The 16,739-nt window shown below is 68.4% G+C and carries 16 protein-coding genes; 14 read left to right on the top strand and 2 right to left on the bottom strand.

From position 1 onward, the window contains the following. Positions 1–119 precede the first annotated feature (119 nt). Positions 120–1,532, top strand: a complete 1,413-nt coding sequence (locus LEL84_RS19725; RefSeq protein ID WP_058252632.1) for a sensor histidine kinase — start codon at positions 120–122, stop codon at positions 1,530–1,532. Continuing rightward, a complete protein-coding gene (locus tag LEL84_RS19730) occupies positions 1,529–2,215 on the top strand; it encodes a response regulator transcription factor (RefSeq protein WP_058252633.1) in 687 nt (228 codons plus the stop codon). The genes LEL84_RS19725 and LEL84_RS19730 overlap by 4 nt, the downstream gene beginning before the upstream one ends. 28 nt (positions 2,216–2,243) lie before the next feature. Here LEL84_RS19730 and LEL84_RS19735 read toward each other — a convergent pair whose 3' ends face one another. After that, the gene (locus LEL84_RS19735; RefSeq protein WP_058252634.1) at positions 2,244–3,104 is read right to left on the bottom strand and encodes a hypothetical protein; all 861 of its coding nucleotides are present in this window, start codon (positions 3,102–3,104) and stop codon (positions 2,244–2,246) included. A gap of 54 nt (positions 3,105–3,158) precedes the next feature. Here LEL84_RS19735 and LEL84_RS19740 point away from each other — a divergent pair, with 54 nt between their 5' ends. Continuing rightward, complete coding sequence (locus LEL84_RS19740) at positions 3,159–4,136, top strand: Ppx/GppA phosphatase family protein (protein WP_171011611.1); 978 nt, start codon at positions 3,159–3,161, stop codon at positions 4,134–4,136. 50 nt (positions 4,137–4,186) lie between these two features. Here LEL84_RS19740 and LEL84_RS24940 read toward each other — a convergent pair whose 3' ends face one another. After that, the gene (locus LEL84_RS24940) at positions 4,187–4,564 is read right to left on the bottom strand and encodes a pentapeptide repeat-containing protein (RefSeq protein WP_226512563.1); all 378 of its coding nucleotides are present in this window, start codon (positions 4,562–4,564) and stop codon (positions 4,187–4,189) included. A 187-nt stretch (positions 4,565–4,751) separates the two neighbouring features. Here LEL84_RS24940 and LEL84_RS19750 point away from each other — a divergent pair, with 187 nt between their 5' ends. The 11 genes from LEL84_RS19750 (at position 4,752) to LEL84_RS19800 (ending at position 16,737) form a co-directional block, all read left to right on the top strand. Beyond that, the gene (locus tag LEL84_RS19750) at positions 4,752–5,960 is read left to right on the top strand and encodes a hypothetical protein (protein WP_226512564.1); all 1,209 of its coding nucleotides are present in this window, start codon (positions 4,752–4,754) and stop codon (positions 5,958–5,960) included. 52 nt (positions 5,961–6,012) lie between these two features. Next, positions 6,013–6,915, top strand: a complete 903-nt coding sequence (locus LEL84_RS19755) for a sugar phosphate isomerase/epimerase family protein (RefSeq protein ID WP_058252637.1) — start codon at positions 6,013–6,015, stop codon at positions 6,913–6,915. Positions 6,916–6,953: 38 nt separating this feature from the next. Next, positions 6,954–7,811, top strand: coding sequence for a thioesterase family protein (locus tag LEL84_RS19760; RefSeq protein ID WP_058252638.1), 858 nt, complete (start codon positions 6,954–6,956; stop codon positions 7,809–7,811). A gap of 6 nt (positions 7,812–7,817) precedes the next feature. Beyond that, positions 7,818–8,678, top strand: coding sequence for a pyrroline-5-carboxylate reductase (gene proC / locus LEL84_RS19765; RefSeq protein ID WP_065629198.1), 861 nt, complete (start codon positions 7,818–7,820; stop codon positions 8,676–8,678). 188 nt (positions 8,679–8,866) lie between these two features. Further along, positions 8,867–9,100 carry a helix-turn-helix domain-containing protein gene (locus LEL84_RS19770; protein WP_004019963.1) on the top strand — a complete coding sequence of 78 codons (234 nt, stop codon included), beginning with the start codon at positions 8,867–8,869 and terminating at the stop codon, positions 9,098–9,100. Between the two features lie 293 nt (positions 9,101–9,393). Next, a complete protein-coding gene (locus tag LEL84_RS19775) occupies positions 9,394–9,495 on the top strand; it encodes a 30S ribosomal protein bS22 (protein ID WP_003402602.1) in 102 nt (33 codons plus the stop codon). A 97-nt stretch (positions 9,496–9,592) separates the two neighbouring features. Continuing rightward, complete coding sequence (locus LEL84_RS19780) at positions 9,593–10,645, top strand: NAD-dependent epimerase/dehydratase family protein (protein ID WP_065629199.1); 1,053 nt, start codon at positions 9,593–9,595, stop codon at positions 10,643–10,645. A gap of 192 nt (positions 10,646–10,837) precedes the next feature. Next, entirely contained in the window at positions 10,838–12,010 is a 1,173-nt protein-coding gene (locus LEL84_RS19785; RefSeq protein ID WP_189340042.1) for a lysophospholipid acyltransferase family protein, read from the top strand. 71 nt (positions 12,011–12,081) lie between these two features. Then, complete coding sequence (locus LEL84_RS19790; protein ID WP_226512565.1) at positions 12,082–13,245, top strand: zinc-binding dehydrogenase; 1,164 nt, start codon at positions 12,082–12,084, stop codon at positions 13,243–13,245. A 418-nt stretch (positions 13,246–13,663) separates the two neighbouring features. Further along, positions 13,664–14,725 (top strand): IS110 family transposase, encoded by a 1,062-nt coding sequence (locus LEL84_RS19795; protein WP_165630636.1) that lies wholly within the window; start codon positions 13,664–13,666, stop codon positions 14,723–14,725. Positions 14,726–15,075: 350 nt separating this feature from the next. Then, positions 15,076–16,737 carry an HNH endonuclease signature motif containing protein gene (locus tag LEL84_RS19800; protein ID WP_226514367.1) on the top strand — a complete coding sequence of 554 codons (1,662 nt, stop codon included), beginning with the start codon at positions 15,076–15,078 and terminating at the stop codon, positions 16,735–16,737. The last annotated feature ends 2 nt before the right edge of the window (positions 16,738–16,739 follow it).

The raw sequence follows: 16,739 nt of genomic DNA on the forward strand, positions 1-16,739 counted from the left end.
CCGGTACCGGGGAAGCGCGCCGCCGCGTCGGCAGGGACTCCGGCCAACTCCGCGTGAACAACTGTCGAACACCTTCGTCAGATGTGCGTTCGGTGTTGGTCGAGCCGTAAGCTGCCCCTGTGACCGCCGCAATCTTCGCCGCGACGATCGCGTTCGTACTCGCGCTCTGCCTCGGTGTCGTGATCGGTCGACGCACCCGGGACCGGGACCGGTCCCGAGGGTTCGCGTTCCTCGATCGCATCCCGCGTCGTTCCGCATCCACCGCCGCCGAATTCGTTCCCGAGGCGACCCTCGGTCCCCGTGAGGTGCCGGCCTCGGCCGAGGTCCGTGACTCCGACGTGCAGGCGACCACCGACGACGGCCGCATGACCAAGGCCGGTCTGTTGAGCATGGTCGTGCGTAACACCGAGACCGCCATCGCCGTGGTCGACGAGTTCCGCGACGTCGTGCTGTACAACCAGCGGGCCGTCGAACTCGGGCTCGTACGCGAGATGCTGCTGGCCGACCCGGTGTGGGAGGCCGTGAAGGAAGTGCTCGACACCGGCGTCGAACGGCGCTTCGAGTTCAGCCCGCCGATGTCGAGTCTCGGTTTCGTCTCTACCGGCCGGACGCCCCGGCCCAGTGTCGAGCACGTGCGCTGTCACGCGCGGATCGTCGCGCAGGGCGAGGAACGCTATGTCGTCGCGTACGGACTCGACGACACCGAACACAAACGCGTGGAGGCCACCCGGCGCGACTTCGTCGCCAACGTCTCGCACGAACTCAAGACCCCCGTCGGCGCGATCGGGCTGCTCGCCGAGGCGTTGCTCGAGTCGGCCGACGACACCGATTCGGTGCAGCACTTCGGTCGCCGCGTCGTCGGCGAGACCAAGCGCATGGGCAACATGGTGAGCGAGTTGCTGGCGTTGTCCCGACTCCAGGACGGCGTCACACCGGAGTTCACCTGCATCGACGTCGACTCGCTCATCGACGACGCGCTGGCCGCGGCGACGCTCGCCGCCGAGGCGGCGGCCATCGAACTGCGCGCCGACGGTCCGATCGGCGTCATCATCCGCGGCGACCGTCCGCTGCTGCTCACCGCACTGAACAACCTCATCTCGAACGCCATCTCGTACTCGGCGTCGGACACCGTGGTCTCGATCAGCCGCCGCGTGATCAAGATCGACGGGCGGCCGATGGTCGCCATCGCGGTGACCGACCGGGGGATCGGGATCGAGCCGGAGGATCAGCAGCGGGTCTTCGAGCGGTTCTTCCGGGTCGACAAGGCCCGGTCCCGGATGACCGGCGGCACCGGACTCGGACTGGCCATCGTCAAGCACGTGGCCGCCAATCACGGCGGGACCATCAACCTGTGGAGCAAACCCGGCACCGGCTCGACCTTCACGCTGTGCATCCCGGAGGACCTGTCCGACGCCGGCTGGCCGCCGGCCGCCCAGCAGGCGCTGTCGGATCCCGATGCGCCGCCCCGCGCACTTCCCTCCGCGGAGGGTGACGACCCATCTGCCCGACCCACCGAAGGAAACAAGAGTTGACCCACGTTCTGATCGTCGAGGACGAGGAATCGCTGGCGGATCCGCTGGCCTTCCTGCTGCGCAAAGAGGGCTTCGAGGCCAGCGTCATCACCGATGGCGCCCAGGCGTTGCCGACCTTCGATCGCGTCAGCCCCGACATCGTCCTCCTCGACCTCATGCTGCCCGGGATGTCCGGAACCGAGATCTGCAAGGCCCTGCGCACCCGGTCGAACGTCCCGGTGATCATGGTGACCGCGCGCGACAGTGAGATCGACAAGGTCGTCGGCCTCGAACTCGGCGCGGATGACTATGTGACGAAGCCGTATTCGGCGCGCGAGCTGATCGCCCGCATCCGCGCGGTGCTGCGACGCGGCGGGGAGGTGCCCGACGACGGTCTGGAGATCGGGATCCTGGAGGCCGGGCCGGTCCGGATGGACGTCGAGCGACACACCGTGTCGGTCAACGGAACGTCGATCACCCTGCCGCTCAAGGAGTTCGACCTCCTCGAGTATCTGTTGCGCAACTCCGGCCGCGTCCTGACCCGGGGTCAGCTCATCGACCGGGTGTGGGGCGTCGACTACGTCGGCGACACCAAGACACTCGACGTACACGTCAAGCGCCTGCGCTCGAAGATCGAGCCCGACCCGGCGAATCCGAAGCACCTCATCACCGTCCGCGGCCTCGGGTACAAGCTCGAGGCGTGAGCCGGCCGGGCCGCGGCGCCCCGGGGGGCTACTCCGGGGGCTGCAGCTCGTATTTGACGTCGGTCTCGCGGCGCTCGGTCGCGGCCTGCGTCGCCGGGTGGATCGCGATGAGCCCCAGCCCGTTCCGGCGCCGGCAGGCCGCTGCCAGCGCTGCATAGGCGGCCTCGCCGAGCAGCGCGGTGAGCTCGGGTGCGTACGACTCCCACACCTGCTTGGCCCCGATGTGGACGTCGGGGGAACCCGAGCAGTACCACTTCAGATCGTGGCCACCCTCGCCCCAGCCACGCCGGTCGAATTCGGTGATCGTCGTCTGGAGCACCTGGGTGCCGTCGGGGCGTTCGATCCAGTCCTGCTCACGACGGATGGGCAGCTGCCAGCACACGTCGGGTTTGACCGTGAGCGGTTCGAGTCCCTTGCGCAGCGCCATCGAGTGCAGCGCGCATCCGACGCCGCCGGAGAAACCGGGTCGGTTCAGAAAGATGCACGCGCCCTTGTGGAGTCGCGTCTTCAAGGCGGGCTCGTCGTCGAGGTCGCTCTCCTCGAGGTACCCCTTCGGGCCGACCGGGTCCTTGCCGGAGCCCTTCTTGTAGAACTGCCAGTCCTCGGGCGTCAGCATCGCGACGCCGCGGGCGAGGGTCTTGCGATCGTCCTTGTCGGACAGATACGCGCCGTGACTGCAGCACCCGTCGGTCTCCCGGCCGGGGAGGATGCCCTGACATGCGGGTGTGCCGAACACACATGTCCAGTGCGAGAGCAGCCAGGTGAGATCGGCCCGGATGACGTGCTCGGGGTCGGCGGGATCGGCGAATTCGTACCATTCGCGCGGAAAGTCGAGTTCGACCTCCGGCGCGGGATCGATGCGAGGCGCGGACGGCGAAATGGCGGTCACCTTTACACGGTAGCCGGGATCGGGCGGTGCGGGCGGCTGCACTACCGTTGACCCGTGCGCTTAGGAGTCCTCGACGTGGGCAGCAACACAGTCCACCTCCTGGTGGTCGACGCCCATCGTGGCGGTCACCCCACCCCGATGAGTTCGACCAAAGCGGTCCTGCGCCTGGCCGAACAGATTGACGCCGACGGCCGGATGAGTGATCGCGCCGTCGCCAAGCTCATCGAGTCGATCGACGAGTTCACCCATATCGCCCGGACGTCCGGTTGTGAACAGATGATGGCGTTCGCGACGTCGGCCGTGCGCGATGCGACGAACTCCGACGACCTGCTCGACGAGATCGAGCAGCGGACCGGGGTGCGCGTGCTCGTCCTGTCGGGACGCGACGAGGCCAGGTTGACGTCGCTGGCGGTGCGCCGCTGGCGTGGCTGGAGCGCCGGCCGCATCCTCGCTCTCGACATCGGCGGCGGCTCCCTGGAGATGTCCAACGGCGTCGACGAGGAACCCGACGTCGCGCTGTCACTGCCGCTGGGGGCCGGACGACTCACCCGCGAGTGGCTGCCCGACGATCCGCCGGACCGGCGGCGGGTCGGCGTGCTGCGCGACTGGCTCGACGCCGAGCTCCGCGCTCCGGCGGCCCAGCTGCTCGCACCCGGTGCGCCGGATCTGTGCGTCGGGACGTCGAAGACCTTCCGGAGCCTGGCCCGGCTGACGGGCGCGGCGCCGTCGAGCGCCGGACCGCGGGTGCGCCGTGAACTGACGACGAGCGGGCTTCGTCAGCTCATCTCCTTCATCTCCCGCATGACCAAGGCCGATCGCGCCGAACTCGAGGGCGTCAGCTCGGACCGGGCGGGCCAGCTGGTCGCCGGGGCGCTGGTCGCCGAGGCGGCGATGCGCGCGCTGCAAGTCGATACACTGGAAATCTGTCCGTGGGCACTCCGGGAAGGTGTGATCCTGCGCCGACTCGACGCGGAGCAGGCCGACGCGCTGGAGCCGACACCGGTGCAGGGCGTTCGCGAGGGCGTCGGCTGACACCCTGGTAGAGCCGGACCCAAACGTTCGAGAACGAGGACGGAGAGCCACTACATGCCGAAGGATTCGGAGCCCGAATCCCGACCCATCTCGGTGTCGGAACTTCTCGCCCGCTCGCAGGGGTCCCAGGGGGACTCGCCGGCACGTACCCGTGACGGCCGCGGCCGCCGACGCGCCGGCCGGGACGGATCGTTCTCGGTGTCCGAGCTGACCGGCGAGATCCCGAAGGTCGCCGACGCGGGAGAGGGTTCCGCGGCGCCCGCGGCCCGGCCCGAGCCGGCTGCCCGGCCCGAGCCGGCTGCCCCGCCAGCGAGCACCGCGCCTGCGGAGACGGCGGCCCCGGAGAAGGCAGCTCCAGAGAAGGCAGCTCCAGAGAAGACAGCTCCGGAGAAGACTGCTGCGGAGAACGGTGCCCCGGAGCGGGACACGACCCCGCGGAACCGTCCGGCCGCGGCCGCCGCGCCGTTCCCGCGTTCGACGAACCCGGTCCCGCGCCGCCCGGCCGACGATCAGCCCGTCGTCGACCGGCCGCGCGCCGACCAGCAAGACCAGGCACGGCCGGGTAACCGCACCGCCAGCGGGATGCCCGGTTACGGCCAGGGAGCCGTCCCGCCGATGTCGACGCGCGACTTCAGTTCCGAGGCGGTGGCACGTCGCCTCGGGCAGACGCCGCCGCGAGATTCCGCTCCCGTCGACCAGGAGTCGGCGAACGCCGTCACCGGCATCATCCCGGTGGTGGGTGAGAACGGGTCGGATCTTTCGGTCGTCGACTCCGACGACGTGGTCACCTACGACCTGACCGAGGTCGATGCGGGAACCGACGGCCCCCGCGAGCGCGGCGACGGCGGGTTCTCCGAGGTCATGGACTTCGACGCCTATCGCAACTTCGCCGACGTGGAGAGTGGGAACGACGGGCCGGGGGGCAAGGGCCGGTCCGGGGGCCCGGCCCGCAAGATCGGGGCGTCGAAGAAGACGGGGCCGTCGGGTGTCGTCGGGTTCGCGCGAAAGCTCTTCGGCGGCAAGAACCGGGACCGGAACGACCCCGATCGCCACACCGACGACCACCCGGACGCACACACCGACGGCGACGAGTCGACGCACGACTGGGCAGCCACCGCGGCCGCCGCCGCGACCGCGGGTGGGAGGACGGCGGCGATCGCCGCGGCGCACCCCGAGACCCATGACGCCGACGGTCGGTGGACCGGCTCGGACGAGACCGAGAGTCTCCAGACCGCCGACCGCCCCACCGACGACCACCCGACCGAGGCCATCGAACCGATCGAGTCCACTTCCGAGGGCGACGAGGACCGGGTCGACCTGGTGAAGGAGCGCGAGCCGGAGGGGCCCGCCGAGCCCGAGGGCCCGGCAGAGTTCGATGCCCTGAACGACACCACGGACATCGACGAGACCTCCGATGACGACGCCGATCCCGACTCGGCAGCCGCCACGGCGGAGCACGCCGGCCAGGACGTCGTGCATTCGGCCGCGGACGCGGAGTCCGCCGAGCGGACCGGCACCGTCGACACACCGGCACCGGACGGTCGGGCGACCGACGACGCCGAGGAGTCGCCGGTGAAGGCCTGGCTGGTGTTGTTCGGACAGGCGATCGTCGGCCTCGCGGTCGGCGTCGGCCTGTTCTGGGGTTTCACCGAACTGTGGCGATGGAATCCGTACTTCGCGCTGGTGCTCGCGGTCCTGGTGATCTTCGGCATCGTGACGCTGTCGCATGTGGTCCGGCGCACCAAGGACCTGCCGACGACGCTGCTCGCGCTCGGCGTGGGTCTGCTGGTCACCATCGGGCCGCTGGTGTTGTTGGCCGCGTGAGCCGGTGTGAACCGATGAACCCGTCGGGAGCGGAGCGAAGCGGGCGGACCGGATGAGACCCGACCTCCCGCGTCCGTCCGCCGAGATCCCGATCGGTCTGTCGACGGCGTCGGTCTATCCCCAGAACACCGAGGCGGCCTTCGCCTACGCCGCCGAACTGGGCTTCGACGGCGTCGAGTTGATGGTGTGGGGTGACGCTCTGAGCCAGGACATCCGGCGGGTCGAGTACCTGTCGGACCACTACCAGGTTCCGGTGCTGTCGATCCACGCCCCGTGTCTGCTCATCACCCAGCGGGTGTGGGGACGCGACCCGGTCGTGAAGCTGGCCCGTGCGGTGGAGGCGGCCGAGGATCTCGGTGCGTCGACCGTCGTCGTGCATCCGCCGTTCCGGTGGCAGCGTGGCTACGTCGCCGCCTTCGACGATCTCGTCGACGAACTCGAGGCGGACAGCGGGGTCGCGGTCGCCGTGGAGAACATGTTCCCCATGCGCGCCGACCGGCTGTTCGGCGCAGGGGAGCCCTCGGTCCGGCGACTCAGCAAGCGCGGCGGTGGTCCCGGTCTGGCGGCATCGGCGTTCGGCAAGTCGATCGATCCGACCGATGACGGCTACGCGCACTACACGCTCGATCTCTCGCACACCGCGACCGCCGGCGTCGACGCCCTCGCTCTTCTCGACCGGATGGGCTCGCGCCTCAACCACCTGCATCTCGCCGACGGCAACGGTGCCGCCACCGACGAGCACCTGATCCCCGGTGACGGGGCGCAGCCTTGCGCCGAGGTGTGCCGGCGCATCGCGGCGAGCGACTTCGCCGGGGCGGTTGTGCTCGAGGTCACCACGGGGAGCGCGCGCACCAAACCCGAGCGCAGCGCGCTGCTGGCCCGTTCGCTAGATTTTGCGCGGCGGCATCTCAAACGGGAGCTGCACCCCGAGCCCACCGGCCAGTTGAGCAGCTGATTCGTCGGGGGACGGGTCTCCTCGACGAAGGCGGGACGATGACCAGCAAGATCACCCAGGTGCAGGAGCTGACCGAGGTCGACCGTGGCGGTCCGGACTCGATCACCCTGCGGGCGCACATCGACGAGACGTTCACGATCGGCCCCAAGGTGCACGGCGGCACGCTGCAGATGGTGGTCGCGAAGGCGGCCCGGACCGCGCTGACCGCGCTCACGCCGGACGGCGACCGGCTCGCCGAGTCGGCGGCCGCGATGATCCCGGTGGCGATCTCCAGCGACTACCTCACCGCTCCCGATGCCGCGGACGTCGACCTGGTGATCAGTGTGCGCAAGCGCGGGCGCACCGTCACGGTCCTGTCGGTCGACGCCGTGCAACTCGGTCGGACCGTGGTGTCCTCGTCGGTGACGATGGCCCGTCCCGACAGCGGCCGGCCGCACCACTCCGGCCCCACGGTCCTCGACTCCGTGCCCGTGGAACCGTCGTCGACCGGCATCCCGCTCGACGGTTCGCCCATCGCCGAGGTCAACCACCTCGGCGCCGCCATCGACCTGGTCCTCGACTCGGAGACGTTCCCCGTCGTCCGCGGCGAGACCGGCGAGCCGCTCGTCCGCGGGTGGATCCGGCCGAAGGGCGTCGAACCCGACGAGTACTTCACGGTCCTGGTCGGTGACATCTCGCCCCCGGTCGTCATGAACCTGGCGCTGTTCGGATGGGCGCCCACGGTGCAGCTGACCACCTACGTCCGGCGCCATCCCGCGCCCGGCTGGCTGCGTTTCGCCGCGACGAGTTCCGAGGTCGGCCCCGGAATGTTCGAGGAGGACCACCTCGTGGTGGACTCGACCGGGACCGTCGTCGCACAGTCCCGTCAGCTCGCCCTCATCCCCGCAGGAAGGTAGACATCCGTGTCCGAACGCATCGCCATCATCGGCGGAGGCAAGATCGGTGAGGCACTGCTCGCCGGTCTGATCGGTGCAGGCACCCCCACCAAGGACCTCGTCGTCGCCGAGCGGGTGGAGAGCCGCGCCGCCGAGATCGCCGAGGAGTACGGCGTGCTGGTCACCGACGTCAAGAGCGCGGCCGAGTCGGCGCAGTATGTGTTCCTGGCGATCAAGCCCGACGACGTCGACTCGATCCTGCGCATCCTCGCCTCGGCGGAGGACAACGCGGAATCCGAGCGAGTGACCGTGACCCTGGTGGCCGGCCTGCCCCTGTCGCGCTACGAGAGCGCGCTGCAGGCCGGGTCGCCCGTCATCCGGGTCATGCCCAACACCCCGATGCTCGTCAACGAGGCGATGTCGGCGGTCTCGGCCGGCCGGTACGTCGGCGACGAACAGCTGCAGGCGGTGGTCAAGATCCTGCAGACGGTCGGCCGGGTGACGGTTGTGCCGGAGAAGCAGATGGACGCGGTCACCGCGGTGTCCGGTTCTGGTCCGGCCTACGTCTTCCTGCTCGCCGAGGCGATGATCGACGCCGGCGTCGGCCTGGGGCTCACCCGTGCCCAGGCCTCGGAGATGGCGGTGCAGACCATTCGCGGCGCGGGCATCCTGCTGAGCGACTCGGGGCTGTCCGCGGTCGACCTGCGTGCGGCCGTCACCTCGCCCGGCGGCACCACCGCCGAGGCGATCCGGGAGTTCGAGGCCAACGGTCTGCGGCACGCGGTCTACCAGGCGACTCGTGCCTGCGCGGCCGCCAGCGCCCGCGGCGGACGTCGAGTGGAAGTCGAGGGTTTGGCGCAGGGACACGCCGTCACGGACACCCCATGAATTGTGGTCGAACGGCCGACAAACCCCAGCATGTTGGGGTCGAGTCACAGGAATCTCAGAAATACCGGTCTCTCACGTCGCTTTTTTCACATCTGCCACGCTAAGCTTCTTTAAGCACGTGCGTGTCTGATGTCCGCAGGAGGGGAAGCCTGCGGCCGCGACGCGTGCACCGGAGGTATGAGTGATTCATGGCACCTGCAGACACTCCTGGTGACAGGACAGGCGCAGTGAGCAACGCGGCTTCGGCGTCGCAGTTCCTCACCGTCGCCGAGGTTGCATCGTTGATGCGCGTTTCGAAGATGACCGTCTACCGTCTCGTCCACAACGGCGAACTGCCCGCGGTTCGGGTCGGACGCTCGTTCCGTGTGCACGCGAAAGCGGTCCACGACTACCTGGAGACGTCGTACTTCGACGCCGGCTGATCCGGCTTTCGCACCACGCCTGAACAGCGGTTTCTTCGAAAGGTCTCCGTGACCGGCCCACGCCGGTCACGGGGCCTTTTGCGTGTGGGCGTCTCCGGCCGCCGCTCGTCGGCCATCGCGATTTCCCGATCCGGCGTGCCGCCCGGTAGGCTCGGTGGTCGCGTACCTGGATGCGCCGGTGAGCCCTACGTGACGCACCGCCGCTCGTCGCTTCGCTCCCGGCGCCGTACCCGGCTGAAGTGCTGACCAGGGCCGAACAAGTACATCAGTGTCAATCGTGAGGAAGCGCCCCGATGGGTTCAGTGATCAAGAAGCGCCGCAAGCGCATGTCGAAGAAGAAGCACCGCAAGTTGCTGCGTCGGACCCGGGTGCAGCGTCGCAAACTCGGTAAATAGGCTTTTCTTCGGCATCAGGACCCGCTACGGCGGGTCCTTTTGTCGTCCCGGGCCTCCTCGGTGCGCCGGAACGCCCGACTGGCGATAGCCTCGGGGCATGGCCGAATCCACCTCCGCACCGCCCAGGGTGGTCCTGGTCACCGGGGCGTCGACCTTCCTCGGCGGCTACCTGGTGGCCCGTCTCGCGGCCAATCCGGACATCGAGAAGGTGCTCGCCGTGGACTCGCGGGTGCCGCGCAAGGATCTCCTCCGCCGGATGGGGCGAGCGGAGTTCCTCCGGGTGGACATCCGGCGTCCCACGATCGCGAAGGCGCTCGCCGCCTATGACGTGGACACGGTCGTCCACGCCGCGACGTCGATCGCCGACACCGCCCCGCACTCCGCTGCGATCAAGGAGTTCAACCTCGTCGGGGCGATGCAGGTGTGCGCGGCCTGCCAGCGCACACCATCGGTGAAGCGTCTCGTGCTGCGTTCCACCGCCATGGTGTACGGCGCGGGCAGCCGCGACCCGTCGCACTTCGCCGAGGAGACGCGCGCTCCCCGGGAGCCGAAGCGGGGATACGGTCGAGATCTACTCGACGTCGAGGGTTACGTCCGCGGCCTCGGTCGGCGGCGTCAGGACATCGACATCACCATCGTCCGCCCGCAGGCCATGTTGGGTCCGCGCATCACCACCCGGATGAGTTCGTACCTCTCCCTGCCGGTCGTGCCGACGGTGATCGGATTCCAGCCGCGCCTGCAGTTCCTGCACGAGGAGGATGCGCTTGCGGCGATGGAGCACGTCACCCTCGCCGGGAAGGTCGGCACCTACAACATCTCGGGCGAGGGCGTGGTGACGCTCACGCAGGCGATCCGACGCGTCGGGCACATCGAACTGCCTGTTCCGAGCAGTCTGCTGGCGCCGATCGCGGGGGTGTTCCAGGACCTGCGGTCGGCGAAGCTGCGGTCGTCGCAGACGGAGTTCCTCACCTACGGCCGGGTGCTCGACACGACCCGCATGCGGACCGAACTCGGCTTCGTCCCGCGGTACACGACGCTGGAGACGTTGGACGACTTCATCGAACGCAGCGGGGTGACGCCGGTGATCGGGTCCGATTCGTGGAGATCGTTCGAGCGACGGGTCGTGTCGGCCGCCCACCAGTTGCAGTGAAATTCAGGGTCATGATGGCGGCGAAGTCGCCGTGAGCATGCGCAACGTGGGTGCAACCTCTAGACTTGGACGCCAGACCCACATCGCGCCCAGCGCTCCTACGCCGCGACTCGTTCGCCCCGGCGGTCCGAGTGCCGGCAGCAACCCGAGCCCAGACCCGGCCCGGATTTCGAACCCAGGACTCAGCTAGGGGTGAGCACTTTGGCAGGTGGCGGAGCGACAGATGCACGTACCGCGAAAGTCATTCAGCTCTACACATCGCCGACGGGTCCCGATGCCCGGGGTGTCCGGGAGTCGGGTCGCCGACGCCATCCGAGTCAGCAGGTCGGTCGTGAACGATCGAAAAGCGCCGCGGCGCAACGGGGATCGACGCTCGGACACCCCAACACCGATGGGTTCGGACGCGCGCCCGCGCAGGTGACCCCGATCAGCGACGAGATCACCCTTCCCGACGAGGTGCTGGGCGTCGAACATCGCGGTCCGTCGAAATCGAGTCCGCTGTTCAGCCTGGGCGGTCTGCGCGGCGCGGTCGCAGACACCCTCACCTCGACCGCCGGGTTCATCCGGGAACGGATGGCGGGGGAGTACGAGGTCGACGAGTTCGGATTCGATCCCCACTTCACCGAATCGGTGTGGTTCCCGGCGATCCGGCAGGTCTACGAGAAGTGGTTCCGCGTCGAGGTCACCGGTGTAGAGAACCTGCCGCGCGAGGGTGGGGCGCTCCTGGTCGCCAACCACGCGGGCACGATCCCGGTCGACGCCGTGATCACCTCGCTGGCCGTGCGCGACAACCACCCTGAGGGCCGGTACCTGCGGGTCCTGGCCGCCGACATGGCCTTCGACACGCCAGGCGTCAGTGAGGTCGCGCGGCGGATCGGTGCGACGCTGGCGTGCAACTCCGACGCCGACCGTCTGCTGCGCGCGGGTGAGCTGACCGCGGTCTGGCCCGAGGGGTACAAGGGCATCGGCAAGCTGTACAAGGACCGCTACAAGCTCCAGCGGTTCGGCCGCGGCGGGTTCGTGACGACCGCGCTGCGCAACGCCGCGCCGATCATCCCGGTGTCGATCGTCGGCTCCGAGGAGATCTACCCGATGCTCGCCGACCTCAAGCCGCTCGCCAAGATCCTCGGTCTGCCGTATTTCCCGGTGACCCCGCTGTTCCCGTGGCTCGGGCCGCTGGGCATGGTGCCGTTGCCGTCGAAGTGGCACATTCATTTCGGCCGGCCCATCGAGACCGGCTCCTACGACGAGGCGTCCGCCGACGACCCGATGGTGGTCTTCGATCTCACCGACCACGTGCGCGAAGAGATCCAGCAGACCCTCTTCCGTATGCTGAGCCGGCGCGGAAGCGTCTACTTCGGCTGAGCGCGGTGTCGCGCGGGGGCGTGGCGCGCGTTCGACGCCCGTTCCGGTCCGTCAGCTGATACTCATGGAGCATGCGTGCAGTCGTGTGCCGGCAGGGTGAGTTGACGGTCGAGGAGATCCCCACCCCGGAGCCCGGCAAGGGTCAGGTACTGCTCCGCGTTCTCCGCGCGGGCATCTGCGGTTCGGACCTGCACGCCCGGGTCCATGCCGATGCCACGGCGCAGGTGTCCGCCGAGGTCGGCTACGACGCATTCATGCGGTCCGGGCAGTCGGTGGTCATGGGACACGAGTTCGCCGGCGAGGTGGTCTCCTACGGGCCCGGTTGCCGTAAACGCTGGGCTCCCGGGACCCCGGTGGTGTCGGTCCCGATGATCCGGCACGGCGCCGACGCCCACCTGACCGGACTGTCGGAGTCCGCGCCCGGCGGGTACGCCCAGTTCGTCCTGGTGTCGGAGGACATGACCTTCGAGATCCCGGAGAACCTGCCCGCCGAGCATGCTGCGCTGACCGAGCCGATGGCCGTCGCCCATCACGCGGTCCGACGCGGGGAGGTGGGACGCCGGGATGTCGCGGTCGTCGTGGGTTGCGGCCCGATCGGGCTGGCCGTCATCACGATGCTGAAGGCCGACGGAGTTCGCACGGTCATCGCGAGCGACCCGTCACCCGGCCGCCGGGTGCTGGCTCATCGCGTGGGGGCCGACATCGTCGTCGACCCGACGGTGTCGTCGCCGTTCGAGCGATGTGCCGAGGTCGGCAAGTACATCACTCGCGCCCAGGATCTGCTGGGCGCGGCGTTCGATGCCATGCGGACCCTGCGGCGGATTCCGCTGGCGCCATGGTCCTCGGTCTTCCGCATGGCCGACCGGCTGGGTGCCACGCCGAAGGGCCCTGTCGTCTTCGAATGTGTGGGGACGCCCGGGATGATCGAGCACGTCGTGACCGAGGCGCCGTTCCGGTCGCGGATCGTCGTGGTCGGGGTGTGCATGGAGCCCGACACCTTCCGCCCGGCGATGGCGCTCAACAAGGAACACGAGTTGCGGTTCGTGTTCGCCTACGACCCCGCCGAGTTCCACGACACGCTGCACATGATGGCCGACGGCAAGGTCGACGTCGCACCGCTGATCACCGCGACGGTCGGCCTCGACGGCGTGGGAGCGGCATTCGATGCCCTCGGCGGCGCCGAACACCACGCCAAGGTCCTCATCGACCCGATGAGTGAGGTGGACTCGCTGTAGGACCGGGGCGACACGGTGCGGTGGCCGAATCTAGTTGTCACAGTGGGTTGTTTACCGTGCGTCGAAGTCCGTCGACGGTGCGGCCCTGCCCGCTGGTTGAGCCGGCTCCCCTCCGCTGGTTTCAGTGTCAGGGTTGTCTAGCCACTTCGGTGGTGGTTGGGTTCTGACCATCAGGCATCTCAGTGTCAGGGTTGTCTAGCCACTTCGGTGGTGGTTGGGTTCTGACCATCAGGCATCTGGCTCTACCGCTGGTTACCGCCCCTGGCTGTATTGGGCTGGTGTTGGCTCATTGTGCCGATGCCTGGTGTGTCAGGACCGGCCGGCGTGACTTGATAGGAGCGTGGCATCGCCCCGACTGAGATGTGTCCGCCGACCGGCCCGACTGTCGCCACTCCACTCTGACAGGAAGGCATCTTCCATGATCGTTATCGGTGCCGATGTGCACAAGCGCACGCACACCTTCGTCGCGGTCGACGCTGTCGGCAAACAACTCGGATCCACGGTGGTGCCGGCCACGACGGCCGGTCACCGCACAGCCATGCAGTGGGCTCACGCTCGTTTCGGTACCGAGGTGTTGTGGGCCATCGAGGACTGCCGCAACATGTCGGCCCGGCTCGAACGCGACCTGCTGGGCGCCGATCAGAAGGTGGTGCGGGTAGCGCCGCACTTGATGGCCGAACATCGGCGTACCGGACGTGAACGCGGCAAGTCCGATCCGATCGACGCGTTGGCTGTGGCTCGGGCCGCTGCACGCGAACCCGACCTTCCGGTGGCGTCTCACGATGCCGTGTCCTACGAGATGAAAGCTCTCGTGGACTATCGGGATTGCCTTGTGCGCGAACGAACCTCGAAGATCAACCGGGTGTTGTGGCGGGTGCATCAACTCGATCCCGAGTACCACATAAAAAAGGGTGGGTTGACGGCGAAGAAGCATCAGAAAGCGCTGCAAACCTGGCTGGAGCCTCACAGCAGTGTCGATGCCCGCCTGGCAGGCAAGGAAGTCGCCGCCATCTACGACCTGACCGTGGAGATCAATGAGGTCGAAAAGGAGATCACCAAGAAGGTTTCCGACGCGGTGCCCACCCTGTTGGCGATGCCCGGCTGTGGCGCGCTCAGCGCCGCGAAACTCCTCGGCGAATCCGCCGACATCACCCGCTTCCCCGGGGAGGCCCAGTTCGCCCGCCACGCGGGAATCGCCCCAGTGCCGGTGTGGTCGGCCAACCCCGGACGCCATCGACTCACCCGGTCGGGCAACCGCCAGATCAATGCCGCGATCCACCGCATCGCGCTGACCCAGGCACGCATGCCCGACACCCTCGGCCACGCCTATTACGAGAAGAAGAAGGCCGAAAACAAGACCCCTCGCGAGGCGATGCGCTGCCTCAAACGCCGCCTCGCCCGCGTCGTCTACAACCACCTCACCACCGACCACCACGCCCGCACCCGCAAAGCCGACAACCCAACACCCGCCGCCGCTTGACATAGGAGCTATGAGCCGGCAACGAGCCGCTAGGCGAGTCGCCGTGTCGAAACCACCTGGCGACCACCCCTTCCCTCCGCTGGTCGAGCCGATACCCCTCCGCTGGTTGAGCCGGCAACGAGCCGCTAGGCGAGTCGCCGTGTCGAAACCACCTGGCGACCCGACGATCTCAGCCACCACCGACCCGGACGGCACCATACCGCAACGCCCAGCGCACATTTCGTCTACGACGATGTCATCTGCTGTGGAGACTCATCCAGGTTTTGTCGGTGGTCGGGTTTAGATTGGTTGGTAACAGCTCACCCAGCTCGGGGCGGGTGACGAAACCGGCGTCGAGGGGCGTTGTGCGGGTGTGGACCGATCTACCGGGCGAGTTCGTCGCCGGGGTCGATCCTGCCCACGCCGCCGAGACCGACATGGTCATGTTGATGGCCGGCCTCGACGCGTCGCGGCGCGGCGAGTCCTACCTTGCCTGGCACCGCTATCAGACGATCGCGGCGATGACCGACCGCCTGATCACCACCAGCGCGTCCGGGTTCGTGATGGACGGTCATGCTGATTGCGCGGCCCGCATCGCCCGCCAAGCCGGGGTGTCCCGCCGGCATGCCGAGACCCTGATCGACGAGGCCCTCGCACTACGGGATCGGCTCCCCGAGGTAGCGGACACGTTGCGTGACGGGGTCTTGGCGCAGTGGCAGATCCGGTTGGTCATCTCCCGCACCGAACTGATCCCCGCCGATGACCCGATCACCCCCGCGTTGGATGCCGAGATCGCCGACACGGTGCGTCGCCGTAAAGGTGTGTGGGATCGGGCGCGCCTGCGCGACATGGTCGACCGCCTGGTCTTCCGCCACGACCCCGACGCGGTACGGCAACGCCGCAAAGACGCGATGGATCAACGTGGGGTGTGGACCCACGAACTGCCCGACGGCACTGCCGAACTCACCGCGGTGATGTCGGCGGAGAATGTGCGGATCTCGGCCAAAGCCGTCGCCATCCTCGCCGACTCGGTCTGCAAGCGGGATGGCCGCACCCAGGGGATACGACGATCCGATGCGATGTTCGCCCTGCTGACCCGCACCAGCTTCGACTGCCAGTGCGACGATGAACAGCCGTGCACCGCCGACATCCCGGACCCGCAAAGCGTCCTCGACGCGGTCCGCGCCGAGGTCGTGATCCATGTCGTCACCGATGCCTCCACCCTGGCCGGAGCACCCGGGGTCGGGTTCCTCGACGAACACGGCATCATCAGCGACGAACACGTCCGTGACCTCGCCGCCCGCCCGGACGCCACGCTGTCCCCGGTCACCCCCGCCCGCACCCAACCCACCTACGTCGCCGGCAGCAACAATGATGACCAGCGGCGGACCGCGCAACGCCCGGCACCAGCCGAGGACACCCGCGCCGACAGCGAGAATCATTCCACCGCAACCCACTTCGGCGACTCGGCCGATGCCACCGCGCTATCGGTCGCAGTGGTCTACCCGGCAACCCATCCCGGCAACGGGTACCGGCCCACCACGTCGTGCGCTGACTTCGTGCGAGTCCGGGACGGCTACTGCACCGAACCCGGCTGCACCCGTTCGGCATTCGCGTGCGATCTCGACCACGTCACCGAATACGACCACACCGACCCCGCCCGCGGTGGGGCAACGTCGAGTGAGAACCTCAACGCAAAATGCCGACCTAGTCACCTGTTCAAAACCCACGGGGACTGGGTCGATGTGCAATACCGCGACGACGACGGCCGCCTGGTCACCGAATACGAAACCCCCGAAGGGGTCACCCTGCCCGGCGACGCCGAAACGCTGGAAGACACCTTCCCCAACCTTCGGCGGATCCGGTTCGAACAAGCCGCCCAAGCCCCACCCACACCACGGGTCATCGCCTCCGACAACCCGGAGCGCACAACCAGCCGACTGGACGCCAAACTGGCCCGCCGGCGACAAGAACGCGCCCGCAACAAACGAGCCCGCGAAGAACTCGACCGCCTCGGCCCACCGCCCTTCTGATC

Origin of the sequence: Gordonia sp. WA4-43, from assembly GCF_020520305.1 — a bacterium.
GTDB lineage: Bacteria > Actinomycetota > Actinomycetes > Mycobacteriales > Mycobacteriaceae > Gordonia > Gordonia hongkongensis.

Bases quoted from the DNA above. Each gene is read 5' to 3' on its own strand.
- LEL84_RS19750 (WP_226512564.1), top strand. From the start codon at position 4,752: ATGTCGACGCGCGACTTCAGTTCCGAGGCGGTGGCACGTCGCCTCGGG.
- LEL84_RS19755 (WP_058252637.1), top strand. From the start codon at position 6,013: ATGAGACCCGACCTCCCGCGTCCGTCCGCCGAGATCCCGATCGGTCTG.
- LEL84_RS19760 (WP_058252638.1), top strand. From the start codon at position 6,954: ATGACCAGCAAGATCACCCAGGTGCAGGAGCTGACCGAGGTCGACCGT.
- LEL84_RS19770 (WP_004019963.1), top strand. From the start codon at position 8,867: ATGGCACCTGCAGACACTCCTGGTGACAGGACAGGCGCAGTGAGCAAC.
- LEL84_RS19775 (WP_003402602.1), top strand. From the start codon at position 9,394: ATGGGTTCAGTGATCAAGAAGCGCCGCAAGCGCATGTCGAAGAAGAAG.
- LEL84_RS19780 (WP_065629199.1), top strand. From the start codon at position 9,593: ATGGCCGAATCCACCTCCGCACCGCCCAGGGTGGTCCTGGTCACCGGG.
- LEL84_RS19790 (WP_226512565.1), top strand. From the start codon at position 12,082: ATGCGTGCAGTCGTGTGCCGGCAGGGTGAGTTGACGGTCGAGGAGATC.
- LEL84_RS19795 (WP_165630636.1), top strand. From the start codon at position 13,664: ATGATCGTTATCGGTGCCGATGTGCACAAGCGCACGCACACCTTCGTC.